Genomic DNA, 18,320 nt, shown 5'->3' with positions numbered 1-18,320 from the left:
ATCAGTTGACCGATCCGCGTTTTCCTGCCCTGATGCAACTATAGAATTAATGAAATTATGATGCGCAACCGCCTGCCAATTTTTGTCATTCTGGCCACGGTGATGATCGATGCCATGGGCATTGGCCTGATCATCCCGGTGATGCCCGACCTCATCCAAGAGGTGACCGGCGGCGACCTCGGCGCAGCCGCCATTTGGGGTGGCATTCTTTCCACCGTCTTTGCGTTCATGCAGTTCCTCTGCGGACCCCTTCTGGGCAATCTCTCAGACCGCTTTGGCCGTCGACCAGTGCTGCTGGTCTCGCTTGCTGTGATGTCGGCGGACTATGTGATTATGGCGCTTGCAGATAACATCTGGATTTTGGTGATTGGCCGCATCGTGGCCGGGATCACTGCCGCCACCTACGCCACCGCCATGGCCTATATGGCTGACATGTCGGACGCCAAAGAAAAGGCCCGCGCCTTTGGCATGATTGGCGCGGCCATGGGCGTGGGCTTTGTCTTTGGCCCGGCGATGGGCGGGTTTATGGGTCAATACGGCACCCGTGCACCGTTCTGGGCGGCCGCTGTATTGGCAGGAGGCAACGCTCTGTTGGGATGGATGGTGCTCAAAGAAACCGTGACCGACGCCAACCGCCGCGCTTTTGAATGGCGTCGCTCTAATCCGCTGGGCGCACTGCAAGCACTTGGCAAACTGCCGGCCATGACCAACCTGCTGATTGTCTTCTTCTTTTACCAAATTGCCGCTGCGGTTTATCCGGCGATTTGGCCCTACTTCATCATCGAACGATTTGGCTGGGAAGAGGCCATGATCGGCCTCAGCCTCACCGCCTATGGTCTCTGTTTTGCCATAGTGCAGGCCACCCTGATTGGCCCGTTCACCAAGTGGTTTGGCAACCGCCGCACGGTTGTGATCGGCCTTGGACTGGAAGTTGTGGCGCTGATCTATCTCGCGGTGATCTCCAACGGCATTCTCCTGTTCATCGGCATCCCCGTGGCCGCACTCTCATCCGTTGGCCTGCCCGCGCTGCAAAGCATTATGTCCCGCCGTGTCTCCGATGACGCCCAAGGCGAGCTGCAAGGCATCTCCGCCTCGCTCACCTCCCTAGCCCATATCGCCGCGCCTTTGGTGATGACGCAAACCTTTGCCTATTTTTCCGACAAACACGCCGTGCTCTATCTCCCCGGCGCCCCCTTTGTGCTCGCCGCCGCCCTTTTGATGATCGCAATCGTGGTTTTTGCAAAGTCACGTCGCGCCACTTAGGCAAAAAACGACACCTTGTGTCTGGATTGAACCATCCCCCCGCGCCTAAGCTGGCCAAAACTGGATGTGACACCAAACACAAGGGACTTGCCCATGAGCACCATCAAAGCCGCCGTCTGCCATGAATTTGGCCAGCCCCTTGTAGTTGAGGACGTCACCCTGCGCGCGCCGCTAATGGGCGAGATCGAAGTCAAGCTCTCCGCCGTCGCCATCTGCCACTCCGACATCTCCTTTGCAGACGGCGCTTGGGGCGGCAGCCTGCCCGCGGTCTACGGCCACGAAGCTGCTGGTCACATCACCTCCGTAGGTGACGGCGTGACCGGCCTCGCGGAAGGCGACTCCGTGATTGTCACCCTGATCCGCGCTTGCGGAACCTGCCCGACCTGTTCAGAAGGCAAACCCGTCATCTGCAGCACGCCTTATGACGGCGACAAAGGCCCGCTGACCACCGCCGACGGCGGCAAATTGCACCAAGCCATGGCCTGCGGCGCTTTCGCCGAGAAGGTCGTGGTCGACCAATCCCAAGTGGTGAAAATCACCAACGATATCCCCATGGAAGCCGCCAGCCTTATTGCTTGCGGTGTCATCACCGGCGTTGGTGCTGTGGTCAACGCCGCGCAAATCCGCGCCGGTCAGGACGTGGTGGTCATCGGCGCAGGCGGCGTCGGCCTCAACGCCATCCAAGGCGCGCGCATCGCCGGCGCCCGTCGGATTGTGGCCGTCGACATGAGCGAAGAGAAACTCGCAATCGCCAAGGAGTTTGGCGCCACTGACGGCGTGCTGGCCACCGACAAAAAGCCTTTCATCAAAGCCATGCGCGCCATGGGCCGCGGCGCGGACGCGGTGATCGTGACCGTGGGCGCCATCCCCGCTTATGACGACGCCCCTCGCTACCTTGCACCGGGCGGCAAGGTTATCATGGTCGGCATGCCGCACTCCGGGGCCAAATCCACCTACGAGCCCGTCATCCTCGCCGCCATCGGCCAGGGCATGCAGGGCTCCAAAATGGGCGACGTGGTGATCAAACGCGACATCCCTTGGATGGTCGACCTCTATGAGCAAGGCCGCCTGAAACTTGACGAGCTGATCTCCGGCCGCTGGACGCTGGATCAAATCAACGAGGCCATCGCGGACACAAAGACGGGTAGCGCAAAGCGCAATGTGATTGTATTTGACAGCTAACGTCACAATCCCTTCCGGAGGCCCCCGTGCTCAAGTTTGTCACCGAATTGTTCAAACCGAACGCTCCCAAGCCCCTGCCGCCAATGACATCCCAGACCTCGATGAACTTCGCGTCCGACGAGGTCGCGCCATTTTTCACCCAGCTGGCCAACAATCCGCGGCTGGATTTTCCGGCGGACCTTGCCCAAGAAGTCCGTCGCAACCTCGCTTGCATGGCGGTTGAGGACACCCGTCGGTGGCGCGTCACCGGGGCGATCGACGACCAACCGATCCAAATGGAAATCGAAGCTTTCATGGACGACGTCGACGCCCCGGACCTCTATTTCTTCAGCACCCAATCCGCGATCAGCGAAATCGAGCGCGAACTCGAAGCCTTTGCCGAGGCCATCGGGACGTAGCTACGCCACACCGTCGGCCAAACAGTCCGCCAACTGTCGCCACTGCCGCCGCGACAGCCGCTCTTTGGCGCCAAGCAGCCAATAGGTCTCGTGGTGGCGCAGCACCTCATCTGTGACCCGCACCAACCGCCCCGCGTCCAACTCCGCCTGCACCAAGGGCAAGGACGCCAACAGCACCCCCTGCCCGGCCCGCGCCGCCGCCAGCCCCGCACAAAAACTGTCAAACCGCAAATGCGCCACCGGCGTTGTCGGCGTGTCGGTCTGCGCACACCACCGCCGCCAGCTTGGCCGCGGCCCAGACACCGACAGCCGAGGCAAGGCCTGCCACACGCCTTGCGCCAACAATGCCGGCGCCACCACCGGGCTCAACCGCTCCTCATAAAGCGGCACCGCATAGGCCACCGGCCAATCACCACTGCCATAGCGGATGCGCACCGCCGCATCGTCTTTGGCGTCACCGGCGGCCACCACCATTGTGCTCAGCGTGATCTGCGCCCCGCTGACCTCCGCCAATTGCCCTATACGCGGCACCAGCCACAGCTCATTCACTGACGCGCTTGCCGAAATCGTCAACCGGTTACGCGACACGCCAAACAGCGCCTCTGTGCTGTCGCGCAATCCCACCAGCGCCGCCTGCACATGTGGCAACCACGCCTCGCCATCCACCGTTAAGGTGATCCGCCGCGCCTGCCGCACAAACAGCTGCGTCCCAAGCCGCGCTTCCAGATGCCCAATCCGCTGACTGATCGCTGATTGCGTCAACCCGGTTTCCTGCGCCGCTGCCGTAAAACTGCCCAACCGCGCCGCCGCCTCAAACGCCCGCACCCACTCCAATGGCAGATGATCAAACCCAGCCTTATCCATTAGATAAACCGTCTCTCAGGATGAAAAAGGATAATTTGAGTTTATGCCTGCGCATCCCCAGTTTGTCGACAAGACATCACAAGCCCTAAAGCCCTCGCCCAACCCAAGGACATCTTATGACCCAGGTGCAGCTCTCCCCCGACAATCAGGTCCTCACGCTCACTACGCCCTCCGGCGCTTTTCGCTTCCACGGCGTCTGGCTGCGCCATAACGCGCTAGATGCCGCCACCCGCGATCCCGGCAACGGCCAGCGACTAATCACCCTGGCGGACCTGCCCGGCAACTGCGCCCTGTCCAAATCAGAGGCCACCGACGACACCGTCACTGTCACTTTTGCTGAAGACAATAAAATCGTCACCTTCCCGGTCGCTTGGCTTCTCACCAATGCTTATGACCGCCAGCAAGACACCACGCCGGGCCACCTGCCGGAGCACGCCGAAACTTGGGGCGAAGACCTCAACGAAGACGTCCCCACCGGCCACTACCCTGACCTCGCCAACACCCCTGACGCCAAACGCGCATGGCTTGCCGCCATCCGCCGCTACGGCTTTACCAAAGTCACCGGCCTGCCCACGGAATCCGGCGCCCTGTTCAAAGTCGTCAACCTCTTCGGCTACGTGCGCGAGACCAACTACGGCCGTCACTTTGAGGTCCGCACAGAGGTCAACCCAACCAACCTCGCCTTCACCGGCCTTGGCCTGCAAGCCCACACAGACAACCCCTACCGTGATCCGGTCCCAACCCTGCAAGTCCTGTCCTGCCTTGAGAATTCCGCCGAGGGCGGCGACAACATGGTGGTCGACGGCTTTGCAGCGGCGCAAAAGCTGCGCGAGATAAACCCTGAAGGCTTTGCACTCCTACACAGCCATTCCGCGCGATTTGAATACGCAGGCGAAGCGGGCGTACGCCTCACCTCCCGCCGTCCGGTGATTGGCCTCTCTCCCGAAGGCACGATGCAAAACATCCGCTTCAACGCCCGTTCCGCCGCCGCGCCAGTCGACGTGCCCTTTGACAAAATGCCCGCCTACTACGCCGCCCTGCGCCAACTCTCCGACATCATCGACGACCCGGCGTCGGAGGTCCGCTTTAAACTGGCCCCCGGCGAGGCGTTCATCGTCGACAACACCCGCGTGCTGCACGCCCGCAAAGGCTATTCTGGTTCTGGCAAACGCTGGCTGCAAGGCTGCTACGCCGACAAAGACGGGCTGCTCTCCACCCTCGCGGCGTTGGAGGCAAACACATGAGCAAGCCGGATTTCTCCACCCTAACGCAAGACAACATCGTCGCCTTTCTTGGCGACATCTTTGACCGTCGCGGCGGCGAGGAATACCTCGGCGAGCCGGTCACAATGGCAGAACACATGTTACAAGGTGCCACCATTGCCGAACAAAACGACATGCCGGAGGATGTGATAGTCGCCGCCCTGCTGCATGACATCGGCCATTTCACGTCCGAGTTTGGCACCTACCATCCGGATGACACCGAGGACCGCCACCACGAAGACGCAGGTGCCGAAGTGCTCGCCCCCTTCTTCCCCTCGGTGGTCACCGACTGCGTGCTCTACCACGTCGCCGCCAAACGTTACCTCTGCGCCACCAAGCCGGAATACTTCAAACGGCTCTCCACCGCCTCTGTGCACACATTGGAGCTACAAGGCGGCCCGATGTCGGGCGACGAAGTCACCACTTTTGAGGCCAACCCAAATCTGGAGAAGATCATTCAGGTCCGCTACCTCGACGAGGCAGGAAAGCGCGCTGATATGGTCACGCCAGACTTCTGGCATTTCGCCCCGATGGTACAGCGCGTGGTGGATGCACATCTTAACGCGTCTTCAGGTTAACAAACGCAACGGGCAAATACGCACCACCGCAAAACAGTCGCGATACCGACAAAATACCGACGTTGATTTTGTGGTCAAAAAGGCCCCTTACTTCACCGAACGCTGTTGTAAGGACCACGCCGATGAAGCTCACCGATCTGGATATCATCGTCACCGCGCCGCCTGCCCCCGGATGGGGCGGGCGCTACTGGATTTTGGTGAAACTTCAAACGGATACCGGCATCACCGGCTGGGGCGAATGCTACGCCTCCTCAGTTGGTCCCGACGCTATGGAAGCGGTGATCCGTGATGTGTTTGAACGCTATTTTGAGGGCGAAAACCCTGAAAACATTGAACGTTTGTTCCGCCGCACCTACTCGTCGGGCTTTACGCAACGCCCTGATTTAACTGTTATGGGCGCCTTCTCTGGCCTCGAAATCGCCTGTTGGGACATCTTGGGCAAAGACCGCGACCGCCCGGTCTACGCCCTTCTGGGCGGGTTGATGAACGAACGCCTGCGCGCCTATACCTACCTCTATCCCCTTGATCATCATAATATTTCTGACTTCTGGACCTCGCCGGAAATGGCTGCCGAGAGCGCGCTCGCCATGGTTGAAAAGGGCTACACAGCGGTGAAATTTGACCCCGCGGGCCCCTACACCATGCGCGGCGGCCACATGCCCGCCATGAGCGACATCTCCATGTCCGTCGCCTTCTGCGCCGACATCCGAGAAGCCGTTGGAAACAAATCAGATTTACTCTTCGGCACCCACGGTCAATTCACCACCGCAGGCGCCATCCGACTCGGCCAAGCGCTGGAGCCGTACAGCCCGCTCTGGTTTGAAGAACCCACCCCGCCGGACAACATCGAAGACATGGCGCACGTCGCAAAAAACGTAAGGATTCCAGTGGCTACCGGGGAACGACTGACCACAAAATCCGAATTTGCCACCGTCCTGCGCACTGGCGCTGCCGAGATCCTGCAACCCGCCTTGGGACGCGCAGGTGGCATCTGGGAAATGAAAAAAGTCGCGGCAATTGCAGAGTGTTACAACGCCCAAATCGCCCCGCACCTCTATGCCGGCCCCGTCGAGTGGGCCGCCAACATCCACCTCGCCGCCTCCATTCCCAACCTCCTGATGATCGAAACCATCGAGACCGATTTCCACGACGCGCTCATCACATCCTCCATCAAGGTTGAAAACGGTTTTGTCACCCCGCCAACAGCCCCTGGACTGGGCATAGAGGTCAACGAAACCCTTGCCAGACAACACAAATTCGACGGCAACGGCCTACATCTGCAAATGCAGGATGCCTCTTGTGACTATGTAAACGGCAATGCTTTTGCCGGCGGTGCCCCACTAAAATCGTAAGACATCTCGAAAACCGCGGCGGTCGATGTTATATGAGGCGCAGTCAGGAGTAACTGGGTCCAATATCGTGAATATCCAAACCCCGCCACCGCCGCCCTCCGAAATGGAGAAAAACGCCGAAGCTGCAGCAGCTTACCTTAAAACGCTGGCGCATTCCGGCCGTTTGATGATCCTCTGCCACCTCGGGTCTGGCGAAAAATCGGTGTCGGAATTGGAAGCGCTGCTGGACCTGCGACAGGCTGCCGTCAGCCAAATGCTCGCCCGCCTGCGCGACGAGGGCCTTGTCTCCACGCGCCGCGACGGCAAGACCATCTACTACAGCCTTGCGGACGACAACACCTCTCAGGTTATCTCCTTGTTGTATAACCTTTTCTGCGACCCCAACGCGGCCTGACCCTTTGCCGGAGCGGACGGCTTTACCTGACAATATCGAAGCGTGGTTTGCCAAACGAAATTGGCAGCCGCACCCGCACCAGCGCGACATGTTGGCCCGCGCCGACGATCCCTGCACCCTGCTGATTGCCCCCACAGGCGGTGGCAAAACCCTCGCCGGCTTCCTGCCCACTTTGGCCTATCTGGCCACCACGCTGCACGACGGTTTACATACGCTTTACGTCTCCCCTCTCAAGGCACTGGCCGCCGACATCAAACGCAATTTGCGCACGCCAGTGGAGGAGATCGGCCTCGACATCCGCATTGAAGACCGCACCGGCGACACCTCACAAACCGTGAAAAAACGCCAGCGTGCCGACCCACCGCACATCTTGCTAACGACCCCAGAAAGCCTTTCGCTTTTAACCTCTTACGAAGATGCCCCCCGTGTTTTCAAAGGTCTCAAACGTGTGGTGGTGGACGAAATCCACGCCTTGGCGGAAAGCAAACGCGGGGATCAGTTGTTCCTTGCGCTCGCCCGCCTGCAATCGCTCTGCCCAGACCTCAAACGCGTCGGCCTGTCCGCCACGGTAGACCAGCCGCAAGACATCGCCAAACTGCTCGCGCGCAATCCAGACCCGTGCCAAATCCTCTTTGCCGATCCCGGTCCCGCACCCGACATCTCCATGCTGGAAACCGAAGAGGCCCCGCCCTGGCTTGGCGGCGGCGCGGCCTACGCCATCCCTGCGGTTCTGGAGCAGGTCAAGGCGCACAAGACCACGCTGATATTCCACAACACCCGCGCACAAGCGGAAATTTTCTTTCACAATCTGTGGCTTGCCAATGACGAGGGTCTCCCGATTGGCATCCACCACGGCAGCCTTGATCGCCAGCAACGGGAGAAAGTTGAAGCCGCCATGGTGCGCGGTGACTTGCGCGCCATTGTCTGTACCGGCAGCCTTGATCTCGGCATTGATTGGGGCGACGTCGATCTTGTCATTCAGGTGGGTGCCCCCAAAAACGTCAAGCGTCTGGTGCAACGTATTGGCCGCGCCAACCACCGCTACAACGCCCCTTCCAAAGCGCTGCTCGTGCCTGCCAACCGCTGGGAAGTGGTCGAATGTATCAACGCTCTGCAAGCTGTGCAGGAGGGTGATTTGGACGGCGACCCGCGCGGCCCCGGGCCGCGCGACGTACTGTGCCAGCATATCCTGCTACGCGCCGCCTCCGGCCCGTTTAACGCGGACGACCTCTATACCGAAATGACCAGCGCTGGTGCCTATGTGGACCTGTCCCGCGATGCCTTTGACACCTGCGTAGAGTTCTGCGCTACCGGCGGCTACGCCCTAAAGGCATATGACCGCTGGCAACGCCTGCAACAGCGTCCCGACGGCCAATGGCAGCTGCGCGATCCCCGCGCCGCCGCCCGCCTGCGCATGAATGCAGGCACCATTCAGGACAGCGATACCCTGAAGGTGCAATTGAAACGCAACCGCGGCGGCAAACCTCTGGGCGAAGTCGAAGAGGCCTTTGCCGCAACGCTTTCCGCAGGCGACACTTTCCTGATAGGCGGTCAAATTGTACGCTACGAAGGTCTGCGCGACATGACGGTACAGGTCTCACGCAACGCCGCCCGCAAGCCCCGCGTGGCAGTGTTTTCTGGCACAAAGTTCTCCACCTCAACGCAGCTGTCCCAGCGCACATTGCGTTACTTGCAAGCGGAGAGCTGGCCCGACCTGCCCGCCCACACGGCAGACTGGCTGCACCTCCAGCGCAGCATGTCGCGCCTGCCGGAACCCGGACGACTTTTGGTAGAAACCTTCGAACGCGACGGCCGCCAAAACATGTGTGTTTATGGCTTTGCCGGACGCAATGCGCAGCAAACCCTCGGACTGCTGCTGACCAAACGCATGGAAGATATGGATCTTGCCCCAATGGGGTTTGTGTCATCGGACTACGCCACGCTGATTTGGGGGCTGGATGAGGTGGTGGACCCGCGCCCGCTGTTTGACCTGAAGACATTGAAAGACGGCTTGGACGGCTGGCTAGCTGGCAATGCGCTGATGAAGAAAACATTCCGGGGCGCGGCCACTATTGCCGGTCTGATCGAGCGCAACACTCCAACTGCTCGCAAGTCAGGACGGCAGGCAACGTTCAGTTCAGACATTCTTTACGATACCCTGCTCAAATACGATCCTGATCACGTCTTGATGCAAATCACCCGCGAAGAGGCGTTGCGCGGTTTGGTAGATTTTTCCCGGATTGAAGCGGTGCTAAAAAATGTTGGCGACCACATTGACCACGTCGCCGCGCCGCATGTCACGCCGCTCGCCGCGCCGCTCTTGTTGGAAGTTGGCAAAGTGCCGGTGCAAAGCGGCAGCGCGGAGGAACGCCTGCTGGCGGAAGAGACCGAAGCGCTTATGAACGACAGCGGGCTCGCAGAAGTATAAATTGTGTATCCTGACACGCACAAAGCTGCGCAAGATCCGAAAAAATGTTCGAATTATGTAACTCGGAGAACTGCCCTCTTGATCCACCTTCGGACACAAGCTACGAACATACCATGAACGAACTTTCCTTTTCACTGGCTGGGACAACCCTCACAGCGCTTGGCTCTGGTGCGCTCTGGTGGGAAGAGCAGCGCATGTTGGTTGTGTCAGACCTGCACCTCGGTAAAACCGAGCGTGTCCTCCGACGCGGTGGGCCCGCAATGCCGCCATATGAGACCCGTGACACATTGATAAGATTGGAAAATGACCTCCAATCCAGTAACGCCGCAACGGTAATTTGTCTGGGCGACAGCTTTGATGATGTGGAGGCGGCCAAGACTTTGCCTGAGGCGGACCGCCTCTGGATTTCCCGCCTTCAAGCCGGACGGCGCTGGGTCTGGATCGAGGGCAACCACGACCCCGGCCCAATCGACCTTGAGGGCGCGCATCTGGCCGAGCTTCCCTTGCCGCCTCTAACATTTCGCCATATCGCGCAAAACGGGAAAAGCGGCGAAGTCTCAGGCCACTACCACCCCAAAGTTCGCGTAAAAACTCGCCTGCGCACCATCGCCCGCCCGGCTTTCCTGTTTGACAGCGATCGGGTCATTCTACCTGCCTATGGCACCTACACCGGCGGCCTGCGATCTGATGACACTGCGCTGGCATCACTGATGCGGCCCAAGGCCATGGCGATCCTCACCGGCCAAACGCCACGCCAACTGCCCATGCCACGTTAAGCCCACCGCCCAATTCTTTATGCCTCCTAAAGAAATCCGCAACGTCACTGATTGACCCGCACTCTTGGCCGGCTTCAGGATACAAGCATCCAAAGGGGAACAACGCACCATGTCACCGGAAATCGACGTCAAAATCCGCAGCAGCTTTGCCAAGCAATCCATGATGCAGACCATGGGCGCAACTGTCGCTGATGTGTCGGACGGCAGCGTGACATTGGCTGCGCCTATTCTCGACACCTGCCAGCAGCAACACGGTTTTGGCCACGCCGGGCTGACCTTTGGTCTGGGCGACAGCGCCGCAGGCTATTCCGCTTTGTCTGTCATGCCTTTAGACGCTGAAGTTCTCACCAGTGAGATGAAGATTCACTTGCTATCCCCCGCTCAAGGAGAGCACTTGGAAGCGGTTGGCAAAGTGGTCAAGCCCGGCAAGCGGTTGGTGATTGTGCAAGCTGAGGTCTTTGCCGTCGAGGGCCCCAAACGCACACAGATTGCACTGATGACCGGCACTATGGTTCCGGTCCTCCCCCGCTAAGGCTACATTCTAGTTCATGTCGTCCAGCAACCGCCCATGTTTGCGGGTCTGCTCCAACACATCTCCCAAGGTGGTATGTCCCCGCGCCGCCAGCATCGGCAACATATGGCAAAGCACTTCTGCCGTCGCCCGCGCATCGCCAAGCGCTGTGTGACGTAGGTGTTCCGGGATCACCACACCCAACCGCGCGCACAGCGCATCCAGTGTGTGTTTCTCGGTGGTGCCAAACAACACCGCAGAGAGTAAAACCGTGTCCAGGATCGGCTGCGGCCAGTCAATCTCCATCTCATTGCCATGACGATGCATAAACGCCATATCAAACGGCGCATTGTGGGCCACGATCACCGCGTCTCGCGCAAAGTGATGGAATTCCGCAACCACAGATTTGGGCGGCGGCGCAGTCGCTACCATCGCATCGGTGATGTGATGCACCTTGGTGGAGGCTGGCGGAATGGAGCGGCCCGGATGGATAAACCGATCCATCGATTCACCTTGCACAATTTCGCCGCGCAGAACCCGCACGGCGCCAAGCTGCACCAGCTCATCTTTGTGCGGCAGCAAGCCCGTTGTCTCACAATCAAACACCACAAACGGGATTTGATCGAGGCGCCGCGCCGCTAGGTCCGAAATCGGCTGGTCTCCCAACAGCTGAAAATCAAACGTCAACGGCCGCTCCGCATTCGGTGCAATCTCCGCATGGGCGTCATCAATCAAAATCATATAACTATGCGTGCCCCGCAAAGGCTTCAGGCGCGCATCAAAGGACACACGCCCGTCTGGACACAGCGCTTCAAATGCAACCTCTGTGCCCTCGCGCAGCAGCGTTTCATGGGCATCCAGCACGCGCTCTTTGGACAGGTAATCAAAGATCGACGCATTCAAACGCGGCGGAGCGATCTGCGCCAAAGTACCAGCCGCCTGCCCGTCATAAAGCACAATCCGGTGGTCTGGCCCAACCAACAGGATTGCCACAGGGATCTCTGTCAACAAAGCGGTCAGCTGCTCTCGGTCCGAACTCAGTGTTTCGGTCTCCTGCGCAACTGTTTGGGCAATATCAATGGTGGCGTTGCTCAACCGCGTACTGACAGCTTCGACCGCGGGCGCAAGATCCCCCAAATAGCGTGCCGAGTGGGTGTCTACGGTGGCGTTCACGCCGGAATGGGCACGGGCACGCAAAGTAGTCGACAACGCCTGGATTGGCTTTGCGACATTCTCATCAAACAACAACCAAATGCCGACGGCCAATGCCAAAAAGCCAAACCCACCGATAATCCCCGCCAGGATAAACCCGCTCGCCACGCCATCAGCAAGCGCACTACGATAGCCCGCCCAAAGCGCACCAAACATCACCGCTACGCCGCCAAATGCCAACAGGGCAAAAAACAGCAAGATCCGAAACCGCAGGGACAGCCCCGCCATAATTGCCCCCTTGGCCATCACCGCGCCTCACATATCGCATCCAGCAACGGATCATTGTCACGCGCACTTACCCAGTTGGCCCCTTCGATGCTGCCCGCGTCGTCAAAGCTGATGCCATCGGTCAGCGCCGCCCGCAGGCCCTTGCCACAATCCGCCGCCACGTTCAGGCGATTGAGTGGCGACCAGCGGCCGTAAAAATACACCTGCGCCAATCGCAAATCCGGGTGTGACGGATTGCTCTGTACCGAGGCTGTGTCCAAGGCCACAAACCGCTCGGTCAGAGGCACGACATGGGTCCAAGGACGGTAAATCGCACTGGTTTCCACTGTTTCTACCACCACAAACCCCTCCGGCAATGTGACTGTGGTGCGGCTGAACCAACTGTATTCCGAACTCACGGTTGCGGCGATCATCGCACCCCCAGCGGCCACAGGTGTCAGCCACTTGGGCAATCGGCTACCGGAAAACCTGATGATGATGGCCATCAAGCCACCGCCAGCCATACCCGCAAAAATCACCGCGATCAGTTCCAGAAACATCTCGCTCCCCCCTTTTTCTTTCGTTAGCTCAATGCGCTGCGCCCGTGGCCAATCGCAGATTGAAGCGATTTTACAACCACAAAGGCGTCGCGCAGGTGGCTGCGTTCAAAGTCTGACAAATCCGCCGGTGACAGATAATTATCCGGTGCCTGCCCTGCATGGATTTGACGCAGCTGATGGTCCAGCCGCGTTTCTGCAATCAGATCATAGGCATTCAGCAAGTCCGCCGCACCAGAGGCAGAAATCCCCGCCGTCCCGTCACTGGCTGCCCGTAATCGCGCCCGTGTATTCGCAGGCGTCAGCCGCCCCTGCAAGGCACACAACCGTCCCAAGTCGACGACCGGTACAACCCCATTGTGCTTCATATCAATCTGGTTCTTGTGCTCGCCCGAGCGAATGGTTGCCAACCCGCGCAACACACCGAGTGGCGGGTGGTGTTTGAGCGCGTTCCCTGCCATATGCGCGACAAAAATCGAGTTATGGGACGCGGCCGCCAAAGTCTCATTCTGCAACCGCGCGAAGCAGTTGAGCGCGCCGCCGATCGGACGCAGATCAAACATCACACTGGCCAGCATCTGCGCCTCTGGATTGGGCGTGTTGATCCAGGTGACAAAATACTCGCGCCAAACCCGCAGGGGTTGCCGCCAGCGGTCCGCCGTCGCCATCATATCGCCAGGACAATAAACGTAGCCACAGGTGTTGAGCCCATCGCAAACAAACTGCGCCAGTTGTGCAAAATAGCCCGTGCGCATTTCTTCCGTGGCCGCATCATCAAGGATCAGACAGTTGTCCTGATCGCTCACACCAGTCTGTTCCTGCCGCCCCTGAGAGCCACAGGCCAGCCAAACATAAGGCACAGGCGGTGCACCAAGCTTATCCTCAGCTAATGCCAACAACCGCCGGGTGGCTGTGTCCGCCACATCGGTGATCAAACGCGTGACAATGTCGTGGCGATGCCCGGTACCCACCAACTGCGCCAACAGCTGCGGGATACGTGCCGTGACCATGGCCATATCTTCCGCGGTCTTGGCCCGCGCAATTTCACGCACCATCTCAGCGCTGGTAACCGCTTGAAACCGGGTCAAATCGGTCTGGGTCACAATGCCCACAAGCTTGTCTTTGTCGACAATCGGAATATGGCCAATGCCATGTTCCATCATCATGTGCAGCACGTCGGAACCAATGGCTGTGGACGGCAATGTACGCGGCGCATGGGTCATGATCTCAGCCAACGCAGTCTCTGGTGCGCGGTCATCGGCCAAAACCTTCCCAACCAGATCACCGGTGGTGATGATGCCAACCAGCGCGTCCCCTTCGGTGATGCAGAGAGACGAAATCCCAGAAGTGCGCATCTTTTGCGCTGCGGACCGCACCGTATCGGATCGCCTCAAAGTGATAGGATTGCAGGCCATCATGGTGGCCACTTCTGTTGTTGCCAGGTCACTGGTCGGCGCCTTGCGCCCCACCGGCCCGGCCCGATCAAAGAAGCGTTGCACCGCACCTTCAGTGGTGCGCACCTGTTGGAAAGCCGCAACCGGTAACATCAATAGCGTGGTCTCACTTTCGCACCGGGCGCTGGTCACCGCCACGCCATCGCGCAGCAGCCCACGTTCGCCAAAGGAATTGCGCAATCCCAAATGGGACACCACAGCGCCATTTTCATCGGTCACCTCAACGGTGCCGGCATAAATCAGGTAAAGACCGTCAAGTTTCTGACCAACACGATAGATCTGCGCCGCCTCTGGCAGAACCTGAACTTCAAAAGACGCACCCAATTCTTCCAACGCAGCATCAGGTAGACTGTCGTAGGGGTGAACCGAACGCAAAAAACGGGTGATTTGATCATGAGTAAGTGACATGGGGGCACCTTGTCATGGGGGGGGCGTAAACGGCAAGCGGACGCGCTGCCGCAGCGCTCTCCTCAAGGGCAATACACTGCATTTGAAGAGAAAAGTTGCCCCCGACAAGATCGGAAGCAACAAGATTAAAATGACGGCGGATTGGGGGGCAACCCGCCGTCAGTGGACGCAAGGGCTCAGTGATCCTGAGCTACACCTGCGCCGCGGGGAACGCGCACGCTCTCAACAAGCGCCTTGATCTCTTCCGGTGTTTCTTTGGTCATGCCTGCCACAACGTAGGCCACGGCAAAGTTAACGGCTGCACCAATGGCACCGAAGCTGGTCGATTTGATCGTACCCAGAAGTGGGTCAGCATCGGTGAAGGAGTTGGTGCCCGGAATGAACAACCAGCCTTTGTGCAGGAAGATGTAGATCAGGGTCACGGTCAGACCTGCCAACATACCTGCCACTGCGCCAGTGTTGTTGATCTTGGTGGAGAAGATTCCCATCATCAACGCTGGGAAGATGGACGCCGCTGCCAGACCAAAGGCCAAGGCCACGGTTTGCGCCGCAAAGCCAGGAGGGTTGAGACCCAACCAAGTTGCCACAGCAATCGCCACGCCCATCGCAATACGCGCAGACAGGAGCTCGTTCTTCTCAGAGATGCTCGGGTTGATAGCACCTTTGATCAGGTCGTGAGACACGGCGGAGGAGATCGCCAGCAACAGACCCGCAGCTGTCGACAGCGCCGCTGCCAGACCACCAGCCGCTACAAGACCAATCACCCAAGATGGCAGGTTTGCGATTTCCGGGTTCGCCAGCACTAGGATGTCACGGTTAAACTTGGTCAGCTCGTTGCCTTCCCAGCCTTTTTCCGCGGCCATTGCCTGAAGATCTTCGTTCTTGTCGTTGTAGAACTGAATCTTGCCGTCGCCGTTTTTGTCTTCCCAATCCAGCAGACCGGTTTTCTGCCACGTGGCCATCCAGTCGTACTCAGGATCGTTAGCGATCTGCTCAGTTGTCACCGCTTCACCGGAGATACCGCCATTTGGCCACATCAGCTCGGAGATGTTCAGGCGGGCCATCGCACCAACAGCAGGCGCTGTCAGGTACAGCAGCGCAATAAACACCAGCGTCCAGCCTGCGGACCAACGGGCGTCCGAAACTTTTGGCACAGTGAAGAAGCGCATGATGACGTGTGGCAGACCTGCGGTACCGATCATCAGAGACAGGGTGAAGAGCACCATGTTCAGCGTATCAGCGTGGTGGGCGGTGTATTCCTTAAAGCCCAGCTCAGTCACAACCGCATCCAGTTTGGCCAGCAGTGGCTCACCGGAAGCAACGTGGTCGCCAAACAGACCCAGCGCCGGAATTGGTGTACCGGTCAGCTGCAGCGAGATGAAGACCGCTGGAATGGTGTAAGCGGTGATCAGAACACAGTACTGTGCCACCTGAGTGTAAGTCACACCTTTCATGCCGCCAAAAACAGCATAGGCAAACACAACACAGGCGCCGATCAGCAGACCGGCAGTGTTGGACACTTCCAGGAAGCGGCCAAAGGCCACGCCGACACCGGTCATTTGACCAATCACGTAGGTGGTGGAGGCAACGATCAAGCAGATCACAGCCACAATACGGGCGGTTGGGCTGTAGAAACGATCGCCGATGAATTCCGACACGGTGAACTTGCCAAACTTACGCAAGTAAGGCGCAAGCAGCAGCGCCAGCAGCACGTAGCCACCGGTCCAGCCCATCAGGAAGGAAGAGTTGTCATAGCCGGTGAAAGCGATGAGGCCAGCCATGGAGATAAACGAGGCTGCAGACATCCAGTCAGCCGCTGTCGCCATACCATTGGTGACCGGGTGAACGCCGCGACCCGCAGCGTAAAATTCAGACGTGGACCCAGCGCGGGCCCAGATCGCGATGCCGATGTAAAGCGCGAATGACGCGCCCACAAACAGCAGGTTGATTGCGAATTGGCTCATTGTCCCTCAGATCCTTTTTATTCTTCGTCAACGCCGTGGGCGATGTCGAGTTTGTTCATCTGCCAGGCGTAGTTGAAGATCAGCGCCAGGAAGACCAGGATCGATCCTTGCTGGGCAAACCAGAAGCCCAGATCAGACCCGCCCACGGAGATCCCCGCAAGCATTGGGCGCAGCAGAATGCCAAACCCAAAAGAGACCAGCGCCCAAATCACGAGGCTGATCAAAATGATGCGCACATTGGCTTTCCAATACGCGTCGTTGGATGAGTTGTCGGACATATATGTCTCCTCCCTCTCGGTTCTTTCCTCCACACCCACGCGCCCCTCCAGGGACGCGCGCGTGCTTTCCCTCATGCGGTCGTTTCAGAAACGATCGCGCTCAGTTCGTTGGCGATGGCGTCAATTGCCCCCATCGCATCCACTTTTTTCAGCGCGCCTTTGCCGTCGTAATAAGCAATCAAAGGCGCAGTCTGGGCGTGGTAAGCCTCTAGTCGGCTGGCAACGGTTTCCGCGTTGTCATCCGCACGGCGTTTGAAGTCAGCGCTTCCACACTGATCACACACGCCGTCTTTGGCAGGTTGTTTGAAGCTGTCGTGATAGCCTTCGCCACAGTCGGCACAGGTGTAGCGGCCGGAAATCCGGCTCACCATTGCAGCGTCTTCGACTTCCAGGCTGATCGCGGCGTTGATACGCTGACCACTGTCCGCCAACAGCGCATCCAGCGCTTCGGCTTGGGCGCCGGTGCGTGGGAACCCGTCCAGGATCACACCTTTGGCGCAATCTGCATCGGCCAAACGGTCGCGCAGAATGGCGATCACAATCTCATCAGAGACCAGACCACCAGCGTCCATCACCGCACGCGCGGCCAAACCGGCTTCGGTGCCCGCGGCCACAGCCGCCCGCAACAGATCGCCTGTCGACAGCTGAACCAAGCCAAATTTGGTTTCCAGCATGCGCGCCTGCGTGCCTTTGCCGGCCCCGGGGGGGCCAAGCAGGATCAAGACAGGCGCGTTTGTTTTCACTGTGTCCAACATGCGCTTAGCCCTTGTTCATCCGGTGTTCGATCAGATCATCCACCACCGATGGATCGGCCAGCGTGCTGGTATCCCCCAGGCTGCCATAGTCGTCCTCAGCAATCTTGCGCAGGATACGGCGCATGATTTTGCCGGAGCGGGTTTTGGGCAGGCCAGGCGCCCATTGGATCAGGTCCGGGCTGGCAATTGGGCCAATTTCCGTCCGCACCCAGGTGCGCAGCTCCTTGCGCAGCTCCTCAGAGGGTTCCTGATCGTTCATCAACGTCACGTAGCAGTAGATGCCTTGGCCCTTGATGTCATGTGGGTAGCCGACCACAGCGGCCTCGGCCACGGCAGCATGTGCCACCAATGCGCTTTCCACTTCGGCGGTGCCCATGCGGTGGCCGGAGACATTGATCACATCGTCGACACGGCCGGTGATCCAGTAGTCGCCATCCGCATCGCGGCGGCAGCCATCACCCGCAAAGTAGTAGTTTT

18 protein-coding genes are annotated in these 18,320 nt (G+C 59.1%); 10 read left to right on the top strand and 8 right to left on the bottom strand.

Annotation, left to right across the window (positions count from 1 at the left end):
• Window positions 1-60 precede the first annotated feature (60 nt).
• The 3 genes from JXR15_RS14790 (at window position 61) to JXR15_RS14780 (ending at window position 2,843) form a co-directional block, all read left to right on the top strand.
• A complete protein-coding gene (locus tag JXR15_RS14790) occupies window positions 61-1,263 on the top strand; it encodes a TCR/Tet family MFS transporter (protein ID WP_422053980.1) in 1,203 nt (400 codons plus the stop codon).
• Between the two features lie 93 nt (window positions 1,264-1,356).
• Complete coding sequence (locus tag JXR15_RS14785) at window positions 1,357-2,445, top strand: Zn-dependent alcohol dehydrogenase (RefSeq protein ID WP_422053979.1); 1,089 nt, start codon at window positions 1,357-1,359, stop codon at window positions 2,443-2,445.
• A gap of 26 nt (window positions 2,446-2,471) precedes the next feature.
• Window positions 2,472-2,843 (top strand): hypothetical protein, encoded by a 372-nt coding sequence (locus JXR15_RS14780; protein ID WP_422053978.1) that lies wholly within the window; start codon window positions 2,472-2,474, stop codon window positions 2,841-2,843.
• Here the strand turns inward: JXR15_RS14780 and JXR15_RS14775 are convergent, their stop codons facing one another.
• A complete protein-coding gene (locus JXR15_RS14775; protein WP_422053977.1) occupies window positions 2,844-3,707 on the bottom strand; it encodes a LysR family transcriptional regulator in 864 nt (287 codons plus the stop codon).
• Window positions 3,708-3,823: 116 nt separating this feature from the next.
• Here JXR15_RS14775 and tmpA point away from each other — a divergent pair, with 116 nt between their 5' ends.
• From tmpA to JXR15_RS14740, 7 genes are all read left to right on the top strand, one after another.
• Window positions 3,824-4,951 (top strand): 2-trimethylaminoethylphosphonate dioxygenase, encoded by a 1,128-nt coding sequence (tmpA, locus tag JXR15_RS14770; RefSeq protein ID WP_422053976.1) that lies wholly within the window; start codon window positions 3,824-3,826, stop codon window positions 4,949-4,951.
• Window positions 4,948-5,547: a (R)-1-hydroxy-2-trimethylaminoethylphosphonate oxygenase gene (tmpB, locus tag JXR15_RS14765; RefSeq protein ID WP_422053975.1), complete on the top strand. Its 600-nt coding sequence runs from the start codon at window positions 4,948-4,950 to the stop codon at window positions 5,545-5,547. Before tmpA ends, tmpB begins: the two co-directional genes overlap by 4 nt.
• A gap of 122 nt (window positions 5,548-5,669) precedes the next feature.
• Entirely contained in the window at window positions 5,670-6,899 is a 1,230-nt protein-coding gene (locus JXR15_RS14760; RefSeq protein WP_422053974.1) for a mandelate racemase/muconate lactonizing enzyme family protein, read from the top strand.
• Between the two features lie 103 nt (window positions 6,900-7,002).
• Window positions 7,003-7,293 (top strand): ArsR/SmtB family transcription factor, encoded by a 291-nt coding sequence (locus JXR15_RS14755; protein ID WP_422054286.1) that lies wholly within the window; start codon window positions 7,003-7,005, stop codon window positions 7,291-7,293.
• Window positions 7,294-7,297: 4 nt separating this feature from the next.
• Complete coding sequence (locus JXR15_RS14750) at window positions 7,298-9,721, top strand: ligase-associated DNA damage response DEXH box helicase (protein WP_422053973.1); 2,424 nt, start codon at window positions 7,298-7,300, stop codon at window positions 9,719-9,721.
• Window positions 9,722-9,834: 113 nt separating this feature from the next.
• Window positions 9,835-10,497, top strand: coding sequence for a ligase-associated DNA damage response endonuclease PdeM (pdeM, locus tag JXR15_RS14745; protein ID WP_422053972.1), 663 nt, complete (start codon window positions 9,835-9,837; stop codon window positions 10,495-10,497).
• Between the two features lie 109 nt (window positions 10,498-10,606).
• Entirely contained in the window at window positions 10,607-11,029 is a 423-nt protein-coding gene (locus tag JXR15_RS14740) for a PaaI family thioesterase (protein WP_422053971.1), read from the top strand.
• Window positions 11,030-11,038: 9 nt separating this feature from the next.
• Here the strand turns inward: JXR15_RS14740 and JXR15_RS14735 are convergent, their stop codons facing one another.
• From JXR15_RS14735 to JXR15_RS14705, 7 genes are all read right to left on the bottom strand, one after another.
• Window positions 11,039-12,466: an exonuclease domain-containing protein gene (locus tag JXR15_RS14735; RefSeq protein ID WP_422053970.1), complete on the bottom strand. Its 1,428-nt coding sequence runs from the start codon at window positions 12,464-12,466 to the stop codon at window positions 11,039-11,041.
• Window positions 12,466-12,987: a hypothetical protein gene (locus JXR15_RS14730; protein ID WP_422053969.1), complete on the bottom strand. Its 522-nt coding sequence runs from the start codon at window positions 12,985-12,987 to the stop codon at window positions 12,466-12,468. The genes JXR15_RS14735 and JXR15_RS14730 overlap by 1 nt, the downstream gene beginning before the upstream one ends.
• Before the next feature lie 23 nt (window positions 12,988-13,010).
• Window positions 13,011-14,846, bottom strand: a complete 1,836-nt coding sequence (locus JXR15_RS14725; RefSeq protein ID WP_422053968.1) for a DUF294 nucleotidyltransferase-like domain-containing protein — start codon at window positions 14,844-14,846, stop codon at window positions 13,011-13,013.
• Between the two features lie 176 nt (window positions 14,847-15,022).
• On the bottom strand, window positions 15,023-16,810 hold the full coding sequence (locus JXR15_RS14720; protein WP_422053967.1) for a sodium:solute symporter family protein: 1,788 nt from the start codon (window positions 16,808-16,810) through the stop codon (window positions 15,023-15,025).
• A 17-nt stretch (window positions 16,811-16,827) separates the two neighbouring features.
• Complete coding sequence (locus JXR15_RS14715) at window positions 16,828-17,088, bottom strand: DUF4212 domain-containing protein (RefSeq protein ID WP_168591549.1); 261 nt, start codon at window positions 17,086-17,088, stop codon at window positions 16,828-16,830.
• A 71-nt stretch (window positions 17,089-17,159) separates the two neighbouring features.
• Window positions 17,160-17,843, bottom strand: coding sequence for an adenylate kinase (locus tag JXR15_RS14710; RefSeq protein WP_422053966.1), 684 nt, complete (start codon window positions 17,841-17,843; stop codon window positions 17,160-17,162).
• A gap of 4 nt (window positions 17,844-17,847) precedes the next feature.
• On the bottom strand, window positions 17,848-18,320 hold a 473-nt coding region (locus tag JXR15_RS14705), incomplete at its 5' end, for an AMP-binding enzyme (protein WP_422053965.1).

The sequence above is a fragment of the Shimia sp. genome (assembly GCF_049116215.1).
GTDB lineage: Bacteria > Pseudomonadota > Alphaproteobacteria > Rhodobacterales > Rhodobacteraceae > Shimia.
Note: the sequence above shows the minus strand (reverse complement) of the source record. Positions and strands in the feature narration are given on the sequence as shown.